Annotated in this window: 15 protein-coding genes; 4 read left to right on the forward strand and 11 right to left on the reverse strand. The window is 73.5% G+C overall.

The genetic code is table 11. From position 1 onward, the window contains the following. Positions 1 to 46: 46 nt before the first annotated feature. Complete coding sequence (locus tag OG435_RS26085; RefSeq protein ID WP_266880281.1) at positions 47 to 3,055, reverse strand: NACHT domain-containing protein; 3,009 nt, start codon at positions 3,053 to 3,055, stop codon at positions 47 to 49. A 421-nt stretch (positions 3,056 to 3,476) separates the two neighbouring features. Here OG435_RS26085 and OG435_RS26090 point away from each other — a divergent pair, with 421 nt between their 5' ends. After that, positions 3,477 to 4,091 (forward strand): M23 family metallopeptidase, encoded by a 615-nt coding sequence (locus OG435_RS26090; protein WP_266880283.1) that lies wholly within the window; start codon positions 3,477 to 3,479, stop codon positions 4,089 to 4,091. A 56-nt stretch (positions 4,092 to 4,147) separates the two neighbouring features. On the opposite strand, the gene OG435_RS26095 is transcribed toward OG435_RS26090, so the two are convergent. The 7 genes from OG435_RS26095 to OG435_RS26125 form a co-directional block, all read right to left on the reverse strand. Then, the gene (locus OG435_RS26095; RefSeq protein ID WP_266880285.1) at positions 4,148 to 5,389 is read right to left on the reverse strand and encodes a LamG-like jellyroll fold domain-containing protein; all 1,242 of its coding nucleotides are present in this window, start codon (positions 5,387 to 5,389) and stop codon (positions 4,148 to 4,150) included. 171 nt (positions 5,390 to 5,560) lie between these two features. After that, complete coding sequence (gene cseC / locus OG435_RS26100; RefSeq protein WP_266880287.1) at positions 5,561 to 6,874, reverse strand: two-component system sensor histidine kinase CseC; 1,314 nt, start codon at positions 6,872 to 6,874, stop codon at positions 5,561 to 5,563. Positions 6,875 to 6,923: 49 nt separating this feature from the next. Beyond that, entirely contained in the window at positions 6,924 to 7,628 is a 705-nt protein-coding gene (gene cseB / locus OG435_RS26105) for a two-component system response regulator CseB (protein ID WP_266880289.1), read from the reverse strand. Between the two features lie 32 nt (positions 7,629 to 7,660). Further along, positions 7,661 to 8,317, reverse strand: coding sequence for a hypothetical protein (locus tag OG435_RS26110; protein WP_266880291.1), 657 nt, complete (start codon positions 8,315 to 8,317; stop codon positions 7,661 to 7,663). 38 nt (positions 8,318 to 8,355) lie between these two features. Continuing rightward, positions 8,356 to 8,916 (reverse strand): SigE family RNA polymerase sigma factor, encoded by a 561-nt coding sequence (locus OG435_RS26115; protein WP_266880293.1) that lies wholly within the window; start codon positions 8,914 to 8,916, stop codon positions 8,356 to 8,358. Positions 8,917 to 9,096: 180 nt separating this feature from the next. Next, positions 9,097 to 10,038 (reverse strand): A/G-specific adenine glycosylase, encoded by a 942-nt coding sequence (locus tag OG435_RS26120; RefSeq protein ID WP_266880295.1) that lies wholly within the window; start codon positions 10,036 to 10,038, stop codon positions 9,097 to 9,099. A gap of 73 nt (positions 10,039 to 10,111) precedes the next feature. Beyond that, entirely contained in the window at positions 10,112 to 10,720 is a 609-nt protein-coding gene (locus OG435_RS26125) for a phosphatase PAP2 family protein (RefSeq protein WP_266880297.1), read from the reverse strand. Positions 10,721 to 10,866: 146 nt separating this feature from the next. Between OG435_RS26125 and OG435_RS26130 the strand changes: the two genes are divergently transcribed. After that, entirely contained in the window at positions 10,867 to 11,697 is an 831-nt protein-coding gene (locus OG435_RS26130; RefSeq protein ID WP_266880299.1) for a hypothetical protein, read from the forward strand. 67 nt (positions 11,698 to 11,764) lie between these two features. Here OG435_RS26130 and disA read toward each other — a convergent pair whose 3' ends face one another. Together disA and radA are read right to left on the reverse strand one after the other, a co-directional pair. Beyond that, entirely contained in the window at positions 11,765 to 12,889 is a 1,125-nt protein-coding gene (gene disA / locus OG435_RS26135) for a DNA integrity scanning diadenylate cyclase DisA (protein WP_243339766.1), read from the reverse strand. A gap of 241 nt (positions 12,890 to 13,130) precedes the next feature. Further along, on the reverse strand, positions 13,131 to 14,546 hold the full coding sequence (gene radA / locus OG435_RS26140; protein ID WP_266880302.1) for a DNA repair protein RadA: 1,416 nt from the start codon (positions 14,544 to 14,546) through the stop codon (positions 13,131 to 13,133). A gap of 158 nt (positions 14,547 to 14,704) precedes the next feature. On the opposite strand from radA, the gene OG435_RS26145 reads away from it, so the two are divergent. After that, the gene (locus OG435_RS26145) at positions 14,705 to 16,543 is read left to right on the forward strand and encodes a BACON domain-containing protein (RefSeq protein ID WP_266880304.1); all 1,839 of its coding nucleotides are present in this window, start codon (positions 14,705 to 14,707) and stop codon (positions 16,541 to 16,543) included. 12 nt (positions 16,544 to 16,555) lie between these two features. On the opposite strand, the gene OG435_RS26150 is transcribed toward OG435_RS26145, so the two are convergent. Then, a complete protein-coding gene (locus tag OG435_RS26150; RefSeq protein ID WP_266880306.1) occupies positions 16,556 to 17,407 on the reverse strand; it encodes a hypothetical protein in 852 nt (283 codons plus the stop codon). A gap of 63 nt (positions 17,408 to 17,470) precedes the next feature. On the opposite strand from OG435_RS26150, the gene OG435_RS26155 reads away from it, so the two are divergent. Further along, entirely contained in the window at positions 17,471 to 18,418 is a 948-nt protein-coding gene (locus OG435_RS26155; protein ID WP_266880308.1) for a Ppx/GppA phosphatase family protein, read from the forward strand. The last annotated feature ends 410 nt before the right edge of the window (positions 18,419 to 18,828 follow it).

The following is an 18,828-nucleotide window of genomic DNA, read 5'->3' on the forward strand; positions in this document are numbered from 1 at the left end:
ACCGAGAGGTTCCCGGGGCCGCCCCTTTGCCGTGCCCGGCGGCCGGTCAGGCCTCGTAGGCGTCGAAGGCCTCCGTCACCGGCTTCAGCGCCGCCTGCGGGAAGCTGTGGGCCACCTGGGACCGCAGGGCCGAGTTCGACGCCTGGTCCTCGTGGATCATGATGGTCCGCAGCGAGGGCAGGTGCGCGTACGAGGCGAGGCCGGCCAGCGCCGCGGTGTGCACGGCGATCTCCTCCAGGTTCTCCAGCGCCGAGAGCTCCGCCCACGCGGCCTCGCCGCGCGGACGCCACGTGTCACCGAGCCACAGGCTGCGCAGGCTCGTGTGCCGTCCCAGGCCGGCCAGGTCCGGTGCGGCGTCGTCCACGTCGACCACCTCGAGGCGGGCCTCGGGGGAGAAGTCGGCGAAGGACCACGGCCCGTGCCCCGGGAGCAGGGTGAAGGTGCGCAGTCGGGGCCAGGCCGCGAGGGCCGGGCCGAGGGGGACGTCGTTGCCCAGTTCGAGGATCACCTCCTCCAGGGGCAGTCCGTGCAGCGCGCTCAGGTCCCGCAGTTCGGGCCATCCGCGGAAGTCGAGCCACCGCAGCGAGGTCTGGCCGCGCAGGAACTCGGCGTCGGTCCCGCCGGCGAAGTGCAGCAGGCCGAGTCCCGCCACCGGCTGGCGGGCCAGGAAGCGGGTCAGGGCGTCACGGCTCACCCTCTGGTGGACGTGCAGGCCGGGCGGGCCGGCCAAGCCCGTCAGCGCCGCGAGCTGGGCGTCCCGGGTGATGGAGAGGTCGCCGGGGGGCGGGACCATGCGCGCGAGCACCTCGGCCGCGTAGTGCTCGAGGTCGAACCGTTCCCAGACCTGGGTCAGCGTCGCGCGGATCCGTTCGCTCGGGTGGTGGCAGTAGCCGGCGAGGTAGCCGACGGCCGCCTCGGCCCCGGTCTCCACCGCCGCGATCACCGAGAGGTGGGAGACGCGGACCGTCTTCCCGTCGGACGGCAGCAGCTCCAGGACCAGCGGCCCGATCCGCCCGAGCGCGCGCGCCGCCTCCTCGTTCTTCGGGGGGATGAGCCGCAGGGCGGCCTTGTGGACGTCCTGGCGCAGCCCGGGGTCCAGCTCGGCCGCGTACTCCAGTGACGCGAGGGCCAGCAGGACAGACCGGTCGGAGTCGCGGACCAGCAGGTCGCCGATGATCGCCGCACGGTCGTGGGGGCGGCCCTGGGCGACCGCCATGCGGATGACGTCCTCCCACTGGTCGTCGTCCGCGTGCCGGGTCAGCTCGCCGAGTCCGCCCTCGTCCAGTCCGGCCCGGGCCCCGAGGAAGTCCTGGAAGGTGCGGTGGACGAACTCCAGGGTGTCTTCCGTGGGCGCCCGCAGGAGTCCGGTCCGCTCCAGGAAGTGGCGTAGGACGGCCGGGGCGTCGCCGAGCACCTGGGCGGCCGGTACGGCGGGCAGCGCGGCGGCGATCAGGTCCTCGGCCCGCTTCCAGGAGATCTGCGTGCGGCCGTTGCGGATCAGCCAGTAGGCGAGCCGCTGGAGGAGCTGGAGCTGTGGCTCCTCGGCGAGTTCCGGCAGGCGCAGGTCCCGCTCGCGGTCGCGGCGGTGGAGCAGCATCGACAGGGCGGCCGTGTAGAGCTCCTTGCGCCCCGAGGGCAGGAAGCCGTGCCGTTCGCGGTGCAGGGCGCAGATCAGCCCGCACAGCAGCGGGTTGGTGGCGAGCCGGGCCAGCTCCGGTTTGGTGGACAGGGAGGCCAGCAGCTGGTCGCGCAGCTCCGCGCCGGCCTCGGCCGCCCGGTGCCAGCGGGTGACGAACCCGGCCACGTCGGCCCGGTTCATGGGGGCGAGGGTCAGCTCGGCGAACTGCTCGGTGGCCAGCCAGTCCTGCCGGACCGCCGAGGGGCGGGAGGTGACCAGCCAGCGGTTGCCGGGGTAGGCGGTGAGCAGATCGGTGAGCCAGTCGCGGGCGCGCTCCCGCTCCCCCTCCGGGATCTCGTCGATGCCGTCCACCAGGATCAGGCCCCGCCCCGCGTCCATGACGCGGCTCTCCCAGCCCTCGGGGGAGCGGCCCTTGAGCCCGGTGGCGACCAGGAAGTCCTCGGGGGCGGGCAGCCGCTCCGCGTAGCGGCTCAGGCTCCGTAGGGGCAGCACGAAGGGGACGGAGCCGCCCTCGGGCTCGTTCCGGGCGGTGGAGACGGCCAGCCACTGGATCAGGGTGGTCTTGCCGGAGCCGGCCTCGCCGCGGAGCAGGACCCGCGTCTCGGAGGCCAGTACGTCCTCGGTCCTGACGGGTGCGGGGCCGTGGGAGGGGTCCTGCGCCGGGATCGGGGCGGCCGGGATCGGGCCACTGTCTCCGCCGCCGGCGCGGCGGGGACGGGGGGTCGCCTCCAGGCTCACGTAGGCCAGGTCCAGCGGCCAGCGCGCGGAGCCGGGCGCCAGGTCGAGGCCGAAGATCGTCAGGGTGTTGTGCCGGGTGGCCAGATAGGCCAGGTACTTGCGCTCGAACTCCGTGTCCCGGGCGTCCTGGCGGGGGATCCGGGCGAGCAGGACGTCGATCTTGGCGATCAGCTCGGCCTGGCGGCGGGCCTGCTCGACCAGGGCCGCCGGGATGTAAGTGGAGCGGGTCGTGAAGAAGTGCAGGATGTGCAGGCAGGTGGTTTCCAGCAGCCGGTCGTGGAAGAGCTCGGCGTCCCGGCCCAGGCCCGTGGCCGGCGCCGCCCTGCGCAGTGCGGCGGCGAAGGCCGTCGCGCCCATCTCCACCGCCTGGGCGTCCTCCAGGGCCAGGGCCCCGAGGGAGTACAGGGTGGCGGCCAGCGCGGCCGCGACGCCCGCCTCCTCGCCCGCTGGCAGCGGCTGCTCGCCGGGGGCCCGTAAGGCCTCCGCGACGAGCTTGTCGGCCAGCCGGCCCAGGTCGTACCGGGACAGCACGCGCTGCTCGCGCAGGGAGACGTACGAGGAGATCCGCACGGGCCGGTCCACGAGGCCGGCGCCCGCGCCCTCCCCGCGGAAGAGCTTCTTGACGAGGGGCGCCACTACCCCCGAGGCCAGCCGGATCCCCACCACGGATGCGTCCACGAGCCGGAGCGTAGCTCCGGTGTGACGCCGGTCGCAGGGCTTTGGCCCCGGTGGGGAGCCGCCGGAGGTCCCGCGCCGGTGACAAGCCGCACAGGGCAAATCGGACCTACTAGGAGCATTCGTAGAGATCCATGTCCAATTTGCCCCACCGTCGGGCCAGTAGTGGGGCGGTCAACAGGGCTGACAGCCCCCTCCGCACCTACGACCCCGGGTAGTAACGGGGAGGTTTGGGGAAGCGGGGGTGCCCGGGTTACCAAGGATGAGCAAACAAGCCCGGCGCCCGCTCAGCGTGCCGGGTCCTTTCTTGCCCGAAGCACCCGCAGCACCGGCAGGACCCGCAGCACCGGCAGAACCCGCAGCACCGGCAGAACCCGCAGCACCCCGCAGCACCGTCCCCGTCCCCGGCCCGGAGGTCTCCTTCATGTCCGCGAAGCGCGTCAGCACCCGTCGTACCCGTATCGCCATCGGCGCCACCGCCCTCGGCGCGGCCCTGGCCCTCGGTGCCGGGACGACCGCCGCCTTCGCCGACGAGGTGCCCCAGGCCGAGCTGACCGGTACGGTCCAGCTGGTCGCCGAGCAGGCCGCCGCCCAGACCGCGGCCCTCAAGGCGCAGGCCGCGGTGTGGGAGAAGCCGGTGTCGAAGTACACGCTCTCCGCGACCTTCGGCAAGGGCGGCACCATGTGGTCGCACAAGCACTCCGGCCAGGACTTCGCCGTCGCGGTCGGCACCCCGGTGGACGCCGTGTTCGCGGGCACCGTGGTCAAGGCCGGCCCCAACGGCGGCGGCGACGGCCCGGCCTACGGCAACGCCATCGTGATCAAGCACGCGAACAACACGTACTCCCAGTACGCGCACCTCTCGAAGATCCAGGTCAAGATCGGCGAGAAGGTCACCAAGGGCGAGCAGATCGCCCTCTCGGGCAACACCGGCAACTCCAGCGGCCCGCACCTGCACTTCGAGATCCGGACCACCCCGAACTACGGCTCGGCCGTGAACCCGGTGTCCTTCCTGCGGACGGTCGGCGTCAGCGTCTGATCGGCGTCCGACCAGCGGCCTCCGATCGGCCGCCGTCCGGTCAGCCGGTCAGTCGGTCAGCCGGTGACCCAGGCGTGGGTCGCGGTGGCGCGGCCCGCGGGGTCCAGGTCGCCCTTGCGGTGGGCGGCGGCCTGCTCGGGGGTGAAGGCCGATTCGTAGATCCGGATCTGGTTCATCGCCCCCTTGAACGCGCCCGCCCACGCGTCCTGGTGGCGGGCCCGGCCGAGCTGCAGAGGGCCGGAGTTCTGCCAGATCCCCGGCACCGCGGCCTCTCCGGCCTGCTTGCCGTCCACGTACAGGTGGATCATCTTCTTCTCCGCGTCGTACACGGCCACCAGCACCGCCCACGTCTTGACCGTCTTCTTCCCCGTGGAGGAGACCGTCACCACCGTGGGCGTGGCGCCCTTCTCAGTGGTCCGCACGCGGAACACCCAGGCCTGCTTGCCGTCCACCTCGTCCGCACCGAGCTCGATGGAGAACGACTCGCCGGTGCCCTGGCTCATCACGACGTGCGTGCCCTTCGCCGTGGAGGCGTTGTTGACGCGGGCCGCGAGGGTGAAGTTCTTGGTCGTGTCCACGCCCGGCTCGGTGGCCTGGGCGTACGAGTTCGGGTTGCCCTTGAGGGTGAGCTCGTAGCGCGTGTTCACCTTCGGCACCGTGGCCTCGGGGCCCATGCGGATGCTGGTCTTGCCGACGCTGTCCCTGAGCAGGGAGACGTCGCTCGACACGGTGGGGGAGTAGCTCTTCGACGGGGAGCCCTCGGGGTCCGGCGACCCGGAGACGGGAACGGACGGGGACGCGGAGGGGGCGTTGTCGGCCACGTCCTTCGCGCCGGGCTTGCCGTCCCGCAGCAGTACGAACGCTCCGCCTCCGGCGAGCAGCAGCAGTACGGTCACCGCCCCGCCCACCATCCACAGCCGCTTCTTGCGCCGCTCGGAGGCCGACCGGTCGGCCATCGCCTCCCAGTCGGGCTGATCGCCGAAGGCGACGGGCGGCAGGTTCGGGCCGGGTACGGCCGGGCCGGGCTGCTCGTCGAACGGCAGCGGGGGGCCGAAGGCGCCGGACACGGGCGGGCTCGGCGGGTAGCCGTAGCCACCGCTTTGCGGATAGCCGTAGCCGCCGCCCTGCGGGTAGGCGGAGCCGGAGCCGTGGCCGTCGCCTGACGCGGTCCGGTCGGGATCGCCGGGCGGGAACCCGTAGCCGCCCGGCGCGGGTATTCCCGGCGGGAACCCGTAGCCGCCGCCCTCCGGGGTGGGCTCGGGCTGGGGGCTGTGCGGGCGATCCGTACCGTCAGTCATGGTTCGGATGCTAAAACATCGGCGTCCGCAAGCGAACAGCCGATGGTCGCGATACGACACCGATCGAGCTCCGGGCCCTTGTCCCGCCGCGATCCAGGCACCCGCCCCGGCATGGCTTCCGGCGCCCGCCCCGGCACCGCTCCCGCCGCCCGCCCCGCCGCCGGTCCCCGCTCAGTCCTCCCGGCGCAGGATCGGGAAGCTTCCCGTCGCCGTCGGCGCGTGTTCCGGCAGCCACAGCACCGCCACCGCCCCCGCGGCCGCGCCGCCGTGGGCGAAGCCGCCCGGGCCGGCCACGTTGCGGAACGTCAGCCGGGCGCCCAGCACCCGCGCCTGTCCCTCCGCGATGGTCAGCCCCAGCCCGTGCCCGACCCCGGCCCGGTCCGTGGACCCGGTCCGGAACCGGCTCGGCCCCTCCCGGAGCAGGGCCTCGGGGAAGCCCGGTCCGTGGTCCCGGACCCGTACCACCCGGCCTTCGACATCGACCTGGATCGGCGCCCGCCCGTACCGCGCGGCGTTCGCGAGGAGGTTCCCGAGGATCCGCTCCAGGCGGCGCGGATCGGTGCTGACGATCTCGTCCGCGACGATGCGTACGCTCGCCTCCGGCATCAGGGAGGTGACCCGGCGGCTGACGAACTCGCCCAGCGCCACCTCCTGGAGCTCCGCCCGCTCGGACGCGCTGTCCAGCCGGGCCACCTCCAGGACGTCCTCGACCAGCGCACGCAGCGCCTGCGCGCGGTCCCGTACGAGCTCGGTCGGCCGGCCCGGCGGCAGCAGTTCGGCCGCCGTGAGCAGGCCCGTCACCGGGGTGCGCAGTTCGTGCGCGATGTCGGCGGTGACCCGCCGCTCCGCCTCCAGCCGCTGCTGGAGCGCGTCCGCCATCGCGTCGACCGCCCGCGCGAGGTCGTCGGTCTCGTCGCGTACGACGCCCCCGACCGCGTCCCGCACCCGTACCTCGGGATCCCCGTGCGCCACGCGCTGCGCCGCCGCCGCGGCCTTGCGCAGCCGGCGCGAGATCTGGCCGCCGATCAGCACGCCGAGCGCCGACCCGCCGACCACCACGGCCAGGGAGCCGATGACCAGGGCCCGGTCCAGGTCGCGCACCATGTTGGCGCTCTCCCGGAACTGGGTGTGGAGCGACAGCACCTGCCCGTTGCCGAGCGGTACGGCCGCCCACACCTCCGGGAGTCCGCGCGGGTTGTCCTGGATGTAGGTGCCGCGCCGCCCGGACCGGGCCTTCTCGCGCAGCTCCCCGGGCAGGTCCGGGTCGTTGAGCTTGGCGCCCATGGGCGGCTTGCGGCCGGCCTCGGCGTTGCGGGAGATGAACTGCACCCGGTCGAGCTGCACTTCGCGCGCGCTCTCCAGCATCGAGACGCGGGCAGCGCTGTGCACCACCAGGCTCAGTGCGATGGCGGTCAGCGCGCCCACGGACGCGATGGCGAGCGTGATCTTCCAGCGGATCCCGGTCCGCAGGGTGAACCGCTTCATTCAGATTTCATTCCCGCGCTCGTCCCCCGTGCTCGTTCCTCCCAAGGCATCAGGCCTTGAGCTTGTATCCGAATCCCCGAACGGTCTCGATCCGGTCCTGTCCGATCTTGGTGCGCAGCCGCTGGACGTGGACGTCCACGACGCGGGTGTCGCCGCCCCAGTCGTAGTCCCAGACCCGCTCCAGCAGCCGGTCGCGCGAGAGCACGGTGCCGGGGGAGCCGGAGAACTCCAGCAGCAGCCGCATCTCGGTGGGGGTCAGCGCCACCGAGGCACCCGCCTTGCGCACCTCCATGCCCTCCGTGTCGACCTCGAGGTCGCCGAAGAGCAGCACCCCGCGCTCGCCGGAGGCGTCCTCCTCGGAGGCGCCGCCCTGCGGGCCGCCGGCGTGGCCGAAGCGGCGCAGGACCGCGCGGATGCGGGCGACGAGGACGGAGCCGTCGAAGGGCTTGGTGACGTAGTCGTCGGCGCCGGCCTCCAGGCCCAGGACCACGTCGATGCTGTCGGCGCGCGCCGACAGCATGATGACGGGAACGGTGGACTCGTCGCGGATGCGGCGGCACAGGCTCACCCCGTCCATCCCGGGCACCATCACGTCGAGCAGGGCGATGTCGGGCCGGTCCGCGCGGAAGGACTCCAGGCCGGACAGTCCGTCGGGCATGGCCGTGACCACGAACCCGTCGCGTTCCAGCGCCAGGGTCGTGGCCTCACGGATGACGTCGTCGTCCTCCACGAACAGCACATGGGTCTCGGCCATCGGGAGCCTCGCCTCGCCTCGGTACTCGTTGCTCAGTTCTTCGGGCTGACGGCCGGGGCGGGAAGCGTCCCGCCGTCGACCACGTTGCTGTAGTCGGTGTGCACCCGGTCCTGCTCGGTGAACCGCTCGCCGTTCCAGCGGTAGGTGATCAGGTCCTCGCCCGAGGGGTAGGAGAGCGCGTCGCTCTTCCCGTAGACCGGCTTGGTGACGACCAGGTCGCCCCGGTCGATCTCGGCGTAGACGGGCGGCTGCTCGTCCGAGAACACATTCTCGTACGAGGCCCCCTCCGCCCGGTACACGAAGGAACCGCGGCCCAGCGCGTCGGCGCAGGACAGGACGTTGACCACGATGTCGACCTCCGGGCCGCCGGTGACCTTCCCGTAGCTGACGTCCACCGGGTACTCCTTGCCCGAGCAGGGCTTCAGGTCCCGCTTGGTCTCGGCGCTGATCTTGGGGTCCGCCTTGATCAGGGCGATCGGGTCGACCTTGGCGGCCGGTTTCCCGGAGGCCTGGGGGACGAGGGCGGTGGCGGTGCCCGCGTCGTGGTCGGCGGGCGCCGAGGAGGGGGCGCCGGTCTTGGCCACCGACTCGGTACGGGCCGGGCCGCCGTCCCGCAGCCCCGTTCCCCCCGTCGAGCAGCCGACCGCGAACAGCACGGTGCCGACGAGGACGACCGTCCCCGTCGACATCAGTACCACCGAGCTCTTGCCGCTCAGTCTTGGGCCAATCAGGCCGCGCACCGCTCACGCCCCTCGTACCGGATGGTGTGGTCACCGCGCTCCAGCGCGCGCAGGTCCAGGTCCCGGCTCTCCAGTTCCTGCCGGAGGCGGGCCAGTGCGCGGTGCAGAGTGCTCTTCACGGTTCCCGCCGACATGCCGAGCGCCGCGGCCGTCTCCTCGGTGCTCATCTGCTCCCAGTGTCGCAGTACCACCACACTGCGCTGCTTGGGCGCGAGCACCTTGAGGATGTCCATGAGCAGGGCGCGGTCGGCGCGCTGGTCCGAACCGTCCTCGACGGAGGCGTCGGGTAGCTGCTCGGTGGGAACCTCTTCGAGCTTGCGGGCCCGCCACCATTCGGTACGGGTGTTGATCATGACACGGCGCAGGTAGGCGTCGGCGAGGGACTTGTCGGTGATGCCGTCCCAGCGGCCGTAGGTGCGCACCAGTGCGGTCTGCAGGAGGTCCTGAGCGTCGGTCGGGTCCGGAACCAGGCGACGGGCACTGCGCAGCAGCGCGTCCTGCCGGGTGCGTACGTACTCTTCGAATTCGAGTACCTCGCCGTGCGCCATCTCAGACCGCCTCCGTTCCGACCAACCGCTGATCCCGCTGCCTTACGGATTCGACGGTACGGAGGCGTTGTCACGGGCCTGTGCGGGTCAGCCTTCGGTGGGCGCACGGACACCCATAGGTTATGTAACAGAGCCCGTGAGCTGCGGTTTCTCCGGGCAAGCGGAATCCCTGAATCAGCCTCAGGTGGTGGGGGGCACGGTGTTCCCGGCGGTGTTCTCCGTCGCCTTCGCGGGAGCCGCCGGCAGCCGGTACATGAGGCCGGGCAGCGGCTCCACGAGCCCGTCCGAGACCAGCCCGTCGAGCGCGCGGGCCCGCTGCACGGGCTCCTCCCAGACGGTGTCGAGGAGGGACTGCGGCACGGCGCCGACCGCCTCGCGCAGCACCGCGAGGAGCTTGCCGCGCACCTGCCGGTCGGTCCCGGCGTACGTCTGCCCGCGCCGCGGGGGTCCCTCGTGCGGGGGCTTGCCCGCCAGCCGCCACGCGCACAGCCCGGCCACCGGACAGCTCCCGCAGTCCGGGCTCTTGGCCGTGCACACCAGTGCCCCGAGCTCCATGGAGGCCGCCGCCCAGCGGGCCGCGGTGTCCTCGTCCTCGGGCAGCAGGGCCCGCGCCAGGCGCCGCTCGGCGGCGGTCGTGGCGTTCGGCGGGTACTCGACCCCGGTCGCCGTGCGCGCGAAGACCCGGCGCACGTTGGTGTCGAGGACCGCGTGCCGCTGCCCGTACGCGAAGGAGGCCACGGCGGCCGCCGTGTACTCGCCGATCCCGGGCAGGGCCAGCAACTGCGCGTGCTCGCGCGGTACGTCGCCCCCGTGCCGCTCCGTTATGGCGACGGCCGCGCCGTGCAGGCGCAGGGCCCGGCGCGGGTAGCCGAGACGGCCCCAGGCGCGTACGGCCTCCCCGGGGGCGTCGGCGGCGAGGTCGGCGGGCCGGGGCCAGCGGGCGAGCCACTGCTCGTAGACCGGCAGGACCCGGTTGACGGGGGTCTGCTGGAGCATGAACTCGCTGACCATCACCCCCCAGGGGCCGGCCTCGGGGCGGCGCCAGGGCAGGTCGCGGGCGTGTGCTTCGAACCACGCGATGACGGGGGAGTGCAGCGCGGTGGTGGGAATGGTTGCAGTCATGGCAGACGGCATCCTGGCACGTTTCGGGCCCGGGGGCGTCGTGTCGGTCCCCGGTACCCCGACCGGGGTGGTGTCAGGGGGCCGGGTCCGGGCCGGTGACGAGGACGGCCGTGCGGCCGCCGCCGGCCCGTACGGCGGCGACGACCCTGGTCGCCGGGCCGGCGAGCGCGAGGGCGCAGAGCGCGGCGAGGCTCGCGCCCAGCAGCAGGCCCATGGCCACGTCGTGCGGGTAGTGGACGCCGACGAAGACGCGGGAGAAGGCCATCAGCAGGGCCAGCGGAACGGTCAGCAGCACCAGCTTGCGCACGGCCAGGGCCAGCGCCACGGCGGCCGCGCCCGCGATGGTGGAGTGGTTGCTGGGGAAGGACCAGTCACCGGTGGCCGGGCATCTGATCAGCGAGGCCGCCGCCCCGGCCACGGCCCGGCAGGGGCGCTCCTCGTCGACGGTGGACTTCACCAGCTCGGAGGCGACGTAGGCCAGGGCGGTGACGAAGGGGGCCAGGACCGCGAGCGCCACCGCTCGGGGGTCGCGGGCGCCGCGCGAACGCCACCACACGGCTATGAAGAGCGCGCCGAAGACGAGCAGCCCGTACTCGGTCCAGAACTCGAACGCCGATTGCACCCAGGCGGGGGTCGAGTGGGCGAAATCGGTGACGTCGAGGTAGAGGCCGGAGCTGTCCATGGTGACTGAAGGTACCTAAAACGGAATAACGTCCTCATCAGTCCTCATCGGTCCGCATCACCCCGCGGGATGATCATCGGCAAAACAATCCGTGTGCGCGGCATGTGGGCACTGATCGCGCCCCGAACTCTCGTAAGGTTCCGTCCGTGGGATCTCTGCGCAATCCGGTCGGGCCGCTCCCCTCCTCCATCTACTGGCGACGGAGGGCCGTGCTGGCGTCCGTTGCCGCGCTCCTCGCGATGCTCGCCGTATGGACCGTCAGTTCCGGTGCGGGCAAGTCGAGTACCAACGGCAAGGGCCAGGGCGGCTCCGGTCCCGTCACCCAGATCACCCCCGGGCCCTCGGGTTCCGGTCCGGCGATCAGTCAGGCCCCAGGCGGGCGCGGCGAGTCGGGCTCCGGCGGCTCCGGCGCGAGCGCCGGCTCCGGCACGGGCTCCGACCCCGGTACGAGCCCCGGCGCGGGCAAGAACGGCGAACCGGGCGCGGAGCCCGGCGGCGCCGACCAGGGCGGTGCGGGCGGCTCCGGCGGCTCCTCGGCGGGCCAGGTCGTCCCGGCCGACTCGCCGGTGCCCACGTGCGCGCCCGGTGCGCTCGACTGGGAGGTCAAGAGCGTGAAGAACCAGTACGAGCCGGGCGAGAAGCCGCGGCTCGAACTCGTCACGCACAACATCTCGGGCACGACCTGCAAGGTCGATCTCGGCCCGAAGCAGGCGGTGCTGACGATCACTCAGGCGAGCAACCCCAAGGCGGTCTGGTCCTCGGCGGACTGCCCGGCGGGCGCGCCCAGCGTGTTCTACCGGGTCCCCTCGCAGGGCGAGACCAAGCAGGACCTGGAGTGGGACCGCCACTTCAGCGAGGCGACCCAGTGCCAGTCGCCTCCGGCGGGGGTGGCGGCGGCGGACACGTACGTGGTCGAGGTCAGGTCCCCGGGGATCCAAGGGGTGGCCCGGACCTCGTTCGTACTGAAGCCGGAGTAGGCGCAGCGGACAGCACGGAGGGGCCGGACCGCCCGCAAGGCGATCCGGCCCCTCCGTCGTTCACGTCCTAGACGTACCGCTCCAGGATGGAGGACTCCGCCAGCCGGGACAGGCCCTCGCGGACGCTGCGCGCACGCGCCTCGCCGACGCCGTCGACGGTCTGGAGGTCGTCCACCGAAGCCGCGAGGAGCTTCTGCAGTCCGCCGAAGTGCTCCACCAGCCGCTCGATGATCGCCCCGGGCAGCCGCGGAACCTTCGCCAGCAGCCGGTACCCGCGCGGGGACACCGCCGAGTCCAGGGTCTCGGGCGAGCCCGTGTACCCCAGGGCCTTCGCCACGATCGCCAGCTCCAGCAGCTCCGGATGCGTCAGCGCGTCCAGCGCCGGCAGCGCCTCGTCCACCGTGCGGGAACGCTTCGCCGTCGGCTCCGGCACGTAGTCCCGGATGACGAGCTCCCGCTCCTGCTCGATGCCGACCGTCAGCTCGTCGAGCTGGAGGGAGAGCAGCCGGCCGTCCGTGCCGAGCTCGACCACGTACTCCGCGATCTCCGTCGCGATGCGCCGCACCATCTCCAGCCGCTGCGCCACCGCCGTGACGTCGCGGACCGTCACCAGGTCCTCGATCTCCAGCGCGGACAGCGTCCCGGCGACCTCGTCCAGGCGGAGCTTGTACCGCTCCAGCGTGGCCAGTGCCTGGTTGGCCCGCGACAGGATCGCCCCGGACTCCTCCAGCACGCGCCGCTCGCCGTCCACGTACAGCGCGATCAGGCGCATCGACTGCGAGACCGACACCACCGGGAAACCGCACTGCTTCGAGACCCGGTCCGCGGTCCGGTGCCGGGTGCCCGTCTCCTCCGTGTGGATCGACGCGTCCGGCACCAGCTGGACGCCCGCCCGCAGGATCTTGGTGATGTCCTTGTCCAGGATCAGCGCGCCGTCGAGCTTGCACAGTTCGCGCAGCCGGGTCGCGGTGAACTCCACGTCCAGCACGAAACCGCCCGTGCACATGGCCTCGACCGACTTGTCCATGCCGAGGACGATGAGCCCTCCGGTATTGCCGCGAACGATCCGTTCGAGCCCGTCACGCAGGGGCTGACCAGGTGCGACCGCGCTCAGTGAGGCGCGCATCATGGCCTCCTGCTTGGAGCTCGCGCCCGACTTCCCGGATGCTGCTGCCCCGTCCTTGGCTGCCACTGCACTCCTCCGGTCGCGGGATGTACCGCCTGCGTACGGCCGGGCGGACCATCCCGAAGTCTACCGGCGCGGCCCCGGCGCCCGCCGTGCCTTGGCCGGGCCGGGCCGGGGAGCACCCCGTCCGGGCCCGCTGACCTGCGGTTCGGGGCCGCGAGAGGCTCCGCGGGCCGCTCCTGGGGGGCCCGGTCGGCCCGGCCGTCCCCGGCAGGTGTCTGGTCGGCCCGTGCCCGGTCGGGCCCGGTTACTCGGCCGCCCGCTCCTTCGCCGGTGTACGGGACCGCCCGCGCGGCAGGACCCGCAGGGCGTCGCCCATGTCGGCGACCTCGGTCACCTTCATGCCCACCGGGACCTTCCCCGGGTCCACCGGCACCAGCGCGTGCGTGAAGCCCAGCCGGAACGCCTCCGCGAGCCGCCGCTGCACGCCCGTCACGCGCCGGACCTCGCCCGCGAGGCCGACCTCCCCGATGGCGACCAGGTTCTTCGGGAGCGGTACGTCACTGGCCGCCGAGGCCAGCGCCAGCGCGACGGCCAGGTCTGCGGCCGGTTCGGTCAGCTTCACGCCGCCCACGGTCGCGGTGTAGATGTCCCGCTTCCCGAGCGCCGTGATCCGCCCGCGCTGCTCCAGCACCGCCAGCATCATCGAGACGCGCGAGGTCTCCAGCCCGGAGGTGGTGCGGCGCGGCGAGGGGATCTGCGAGTCCACCGTCAGCGCCTGCACCTCCGCGACCAGGGGGCGCTTGCCCTCCAGGGTCACCGTCAGGCAGGTGCCGGGTACGGCCTCGGTGCGGCGGGTCAGGAACAGCCCGCTCGGGTCGGCGAGGCCTGTGATGCCCTCGTCGTGCAGCTCGAAGCAGCCGACCTCGTCCGTGGCGCCGTACCGGTTCTTCACCCCGCGCACGAGGCGCAGCCGCGCGTGCCGGTCGCCCTCGAAGCTCAGGACCACGTCGACGAGGTGTTCCAGCAGGCGGGGACCGGCGATCGCGCCGTCCTTGGTGACGTGGCCGACGAGCAGCGTGGACATGCCGCGCTCCTTGGAGGCCCGGATCAGCGCCCCGGCCACCTCCCGGACCTGCGCCATGCCGCCGGGTGCGCCGTCGATCTCGGGGGAGGCGACCGTCTGCACGGAGTCCATGATCAGCAGCGCGGGCTTCACGGCGTCCAGGTGCCCCAGCACGGCCGACAGGTCGGTCTCGGCGGCGAGGTAGAGGTGGTCGCTGAGCGCGCCGATCCGCTCGGCCCGCAGCCGCACCTGGCTCGCCGACTCCTCGCCGGTGACGTACAGGGTGCGGTGCTCGTCGGAGGCCGCCTTCGCGGCGACGTCGAGCAGCAGCGTGGACTTGCCCACGCCCGGCTCGCCCGCGAGCAGGACGACCGCGCCGGGGATCAGCCCGCCGCCCAGCACCCGGTCCAGCTCGTCCACGCCGGTGCTGCGGGCGGTCGCGGTCCGGACGTCGACCTGCCCGATCGGCACGGCGGCCGTGGTGACCCGGCCGGCCGCGGTGGTGCGGACGGCGGGTGCGCCGCCCAGCTCCTCGACGGTGCCCCAGGCCTGGCACTCGGGGCACCGGCCGAGCCACTTGGCGGTGGAGTACCCGCACTCGGTACAACGGTAGGACGGCCGGTCCTTGGCGGATGAACGAGATGTACGGGCAGCCATGCGGCCCACCGTAGCCGCCGCCACCGACAGCCCGGCGTACACGCCGTGGCGTGCACCGTCAGGGGTGCCGTCAGCACGGCGCCGATCTGTTCACCCGTAAGGGCTAAAACTGGTGAAGGCTTCCGGAGCTCCACCGGCGCGCCGCCTACGGTCGCCAAGTGACCAGCAGCAACCAGGGACACCCCGCTCCGCGCACCGGCGCACACCGGGCGCACGGGCGCACGCCCCCCGAGGCGACCAGGGTGGAGCAGCCGCCACCGTTCCGGTACGAGCCCTACCTGGACGGGCTGTTCACGTACTGCCTCTCGGTCCTGTGCGACCACGACACCGCCACCGACGTGCTCGGCGACGTCCTCGCCGTGGCCGACCGCCATCCCGGCCGCTGCCCCGACGAGGGGGACCGGCGGGCCTGGCTCTACGCCCTGGCGCGCTGGGCCTGCCTGCGCAGGCTGGCCGAGCGGCGGCGCACGCGCCACGGGTACGGTGGAGCGCATTCCGCCCGGCGTGCACCGGAGCACACGGCCGCCGGCCGTGCGCCGGATTCCGCGGCGGCGAGCGCCGACGCGAACGCGGCGGCGAACGTCGCCGCGGCGGCGGGCTCCGGCGGCTCCGGCGGCCCGGTCGGCCCCGGCGATCGCGGTGATCTTGACGTGTACGCCTACCGCCGCACCGAGCTCGCCCGCCTCGCCTGGCCGGAGGCCGCCGGGACCACCCCCGAGCAGCGCGAGGCACTCGAACTCGCCGTCCGCCACCGCCTCGGCGTCCCCGAGCTCGCCGCAGTCCTCGGCACGCCCCCGGCCGCCGCCCGCGAGCTGCTCTCCGGCGCCGCCTGCGAGGTGGAGCGCACCCGCGCCGCCCTCGCCGTCGTGGAGACGGGCAACTGCCCGACCGTGTCCCGGCTCACCGTCGACGGGGGCGACGGCGGCGCGGGCGGGGGAGACGGGAACCTGCTCCTCTCCTCCTCCCTGCGCGCCGAGCTCGTCCGCCACGTCGACGACTGCCCGCGCTGCCGCCGCGTCGCCGAACGCGTGGGGGCCGCGGCGCCCTGGCCCGGCTCGGGCGGCATCAACACGGCCGCCCTCCCGCTGGTCCCGGCACCGCGCACCGCCGTCCACGCCGCGATGCTCCGCTCCGGCGGCCGCCGGGGTGCCGGGACCGGCCCGCGCTTCGACCGCACCGGCTTCCCGATGGACCCCCAGGACCGCGCGGCCCGCCGCGACCGGCTGCGCACCCGCGCCGTGACCACCACGGTCGTCGCCACCGTCGTCGCGGCCCCGGTGCTGGCGCTGTGGGCGGCGTACCGCGGCGCCCCGAGCACCGGAGAACCCGTGGGCAACGGCACCACCCGCATCTCGGCGAGCGAGGCGGAGCTCCCGCAGGCCCGTGCCGACGGCCGTCCCCTGACGGCCTACGAGAACGCGGGCAACGCCGCCGTCACCACCGACGGCCCCGACTTCGCCCCGCCCGACGCGGCCCCGGACGTCTCCGTGGAGGTCATCAGCAGCGGCGCGCCCCCGAGCTCCACCCCCGGCGCCCCCGGCGCCCCGGGCCGGCTGACCGTGACCGCCTCCACCCGCGGAGCGACCACCCTGCTCACCCTCAGCGCCTCGGGCGGCGCCCCGGTCGAGTGGCGGCTGTGGTCCGACGCCCCGTGGCTGCGCGCCAGTACGACCTCGGGCCGCCTCGCGCCAGGAGAATCGGTCACCCTACGGATCACCGTGGACTCCGGAGCCCAGCCCGTCGGGGCCTGGAGCGCGCGGGTCGGGGTGGACCCGGGCGGCGCGGTGATCTCCATCCGGGGCCGGGGCCGCCCGGCCCCCACCCCGCCGGGGCCGCAGCCCACCCCGCCCGGCCCGCAGCCGACGCCGACCCCCACCCCGACGCCCACACCCACGCCGACTCCCACCCCGACTCCGGAGCCCACACCCACGCCGACCCCGACCCCGAGTCCCACGGACGGGGCCACGCCGGCGCCGGATCCGACCCCGGCGCCGTAGCGCCCGTACGGCCTACGGCGCGGGAGCGGGAGTGGGGGTGGGAGCGGGATCGGCCGGGTGCGGGGCCATCGGCAGCAGCGAGGAGAGCCGCGCCTCGCAAAGCCGTACGAGCTCCTCGTACCCCTCCTTGCCCATCAGCTCCGTCAGCTCGGCGCGGTACGACTCGTACACCGGCTTGCCGGCGCCGTGCGCGGACGTGGCCGAGGTGCACCACCAGTGCAGGTCGTGGCCGCCCGGACCCCAGCCGCGCCGGTCGTACTCGCCGATCGACACCTGCAGGACGCGGGTGTCGTCGGGCCGGTCGATCCACTCGTAGGTCCGCCGGATCGGCAGCTGCCAGCACACGTCCGGCTTGGTCTCCAGCGGCTCCTGGCCGCCGCGCACCGCCAGGATGTGCAGGGAACAGCCGGCCCCGGCCGGGAAACCGGGCCGGTTCAGGAAGATGCAGGCACCGTCCCAGCGGCGGGTCTGCTTCTCCCCGTCGTCGTCGTGCTGCGTCCACCCGGTCTCGCTGCCGACGTCGTGGAACTGCCACAGATCCGGCGTCAGCCGCGCCACGTTCTCGGCGACCCGCTTCTCGTCGTCCTCGTCGGAGAAGTGCGCACCGAGCGTGCAGCAGCCGTCGTCCGCGCGGCCCGCCTGGATGCCCTGGCAGCCGCTGCCGAAGATGCAGGTCCAGCGGGAAGTGAGCCAGGTCAGGTCACAGCGGAAGACCTGCTCCTCGTCGGCGGGGTCGGGGAACTCCACCCAGGCCCGCGGGAAGTCGAGCCCCTTCTCGTCGGCCACGCTCTTGCCCTTGACCTTGCTCTCGGCCTTGCTCTTGACCTTGCTCTTGGACTTGTTGGCCTTCTTCGTATTTGGCACAAACCCCAGCCTAAGCGCCCCTTACTCCACCCCTACGCCTTTGGACCAGTAGCGTTTCCCCTCATGAGACTCGGTGTCCTTGACGTGGGTTCGAACACGATCCATCTGCTGGTGGTGGACGCGCACCCCGGTGCGCGCCCGCTGCCCGCGCACTCGCACAAGGTGGAGCTGCGGCTGGCGGAGCTGCTGGACGTGCACGGCGCGGTGACGCCTGAGGGCGTCGAGCGGCTGGTTTCCGTCATCGGGGACGCGGTGCAGGCCGCCGAGGACAAGGGGTGCGAGGACGTGCTCCCCTTCGCGACGAGCGCGGTACGAGAAGCCACGAACGCCGACGAGGTGCTGGCCCGGGTCAAGGCGGAGACGGGCGTGGACCTCCCGGTCCTCAGCGGCGACGACGAGGCCCGGCTGACGTTCCTCGCGGCGCGGCGGTGGTTCGGCTGGTCGTCGGGCAAGCTCCTGCTCCTGGACATCGGCGGGGGCTCCCTGGAGATCGCCTACGGCATCGACGAGGACCCGGACGCGGCCGTCTCCCTCCCCCTGGGCGCGGGCCGCCTGACGGCGGGCTGGCTCCCGGGGGACCCGCCGGACCCGGCGGACATCCGGGCGCTGCGTCGCCACGTACGGGCCCAGATCGCGCGGACGGTCGGCGAGTTCAGCCGCTTCGGGGCGCCGGACCGGGTGGTGGCCACCTCGAAGACCTTCAAGCAGCTGGCCCGGATCGCGGGCGCGGCCCGCTCCGCGGACGGCCTCTACGTCCAGCGGGACCTGACCCGCAAGTCCCTGGAGGAATGGGTCCCGAGACTGGCGGCGATGACCACCGCGCAGCGGTCCGCGCTCCCGGGGGTGTCCGAGGGGCGCTCCAACCAGCTCCTCGCGGGGGCGCTGGTGGCGGAGGGCGCGATGGATCTCCTCGGAGTCGAGTCCCTGGAAGTCTGCCCCTGGGCCCTGCGCGAAGGCGTCATCCTCCGCCGCCTGGACCACCTCGGAAGGTCCACGCCGGTCGGGGCCTGAGATCCTGCGCGGCGGTAGCCGCCGGGTCCCGGTCCCCGGGCCCCTGTGCCTCAAGCGCCGGCGGGGCTGGGGCTTTCCTGTGCGCGGGTTGGCTGCGGGTGGGGGCCGGTGCCGGGGGTGGGGTGGGGTGTTGGCCTGGACTGCATGATTTAGGCGCCCTGTCCCCGACGTTCGATAGTTGTGGCTTCTTTGTGCGCCACAAATCACGCTTTACGTCCCGGCCAACACCCCACCCCGCCCCCGTCCCCGGCCCTGGTCCCGCAGCCCCCGTCCCCGGCCCTGGTCCCGCAGCCCCCGTCCCCGGCCCTGGCCGCAGCCCCCGACCCCGGCCGGGGGGACAGTCAGTCCCGGCCGGGGGCAGTTCAGTCCCGGCCGGGGTTTGGTTTTTCAGCCGTCCGGCGTTTGAGGAC

The sequence above is a fragment of the Streptomyces sp. NBC_01264 genome (genome assembly GCF_026340675.1).
Lineage (GTDB): Bacteria > Actinomycetota > Actinomycetes > Streptomycetales > Streptomycetaceae > Streptomyces.

Bases quoted from the DNA above. Each gene is read 5' to 3' on its own strand.
- cseC (WP_266880287.1), bottom strand. From the start codon at position 6,874: ATGAAGCGGTTCACCCTGCGGACCGGGATCCGCTGGAAGATCACGCTC.
- OG435_RS26120 (WP_266880295.1), bottom strand. From the start codon at position 10,038: ATGACTGCAACCATTCCCACCACCGCGCTGCACTCCCCCGTCATCGCG.
- OG435_RS26115 (WP_266880293.1), bottom strand. From the start codon at position 8,916: ATGGCGCACGGCGAGGTACTCGAATTCGAAGAGTACGTACGCACCCGG.
- OG435_RS26125 (WP_266880297.1), bottom strand. From the start codon at position 10,720: ATGGACAGCTCCGGCCTCTACCTCGACGTCACCGATTTCGCCCACTCG.
- OG435_RS26155 (WP_266880308.1), top strand. From the start codon at position 17,471: ATGAGACTCGGTGTCCTTGACGTGGGTTCGAACACGATCCATCTGCTG.
- OG435_RS26090 (WP_266880283.1), top strand. From the start codon at position 3,477: ATGTCCGCGAAGCGCGTCAGCACCCGTCGTACCCGTATCGCCATCGGC.
- cseB (WP_266880289.1), bottom strand. From the start codon at position 7,628: ATGGCCGAGACCCATGTGCTGTTCGTGGAGGACGACGACGTCATCCGT.
- OG435_RS26110 (WP_266880291.1), bottom strand. From the start codon at position 8,317: ATGTCGACGGGGACGGTCGTCCTCGTCGGCACCGTGCTGTTCGCGGTC.
- OG435_RS26095 (WP_266880285.1), bottom strand. From the start codon at position 5,389: ATGACTGACGGTACGGATCGCCCGCACAGCCCCCAGCCCGAGCCCACC.
- radA (WP_266880302.1), bottom strand. From the start codon at position 14,546: ATGGCTGCCCGTACATCTCGTTCATCCGCCAAGGACCGGCCGTCCTAC.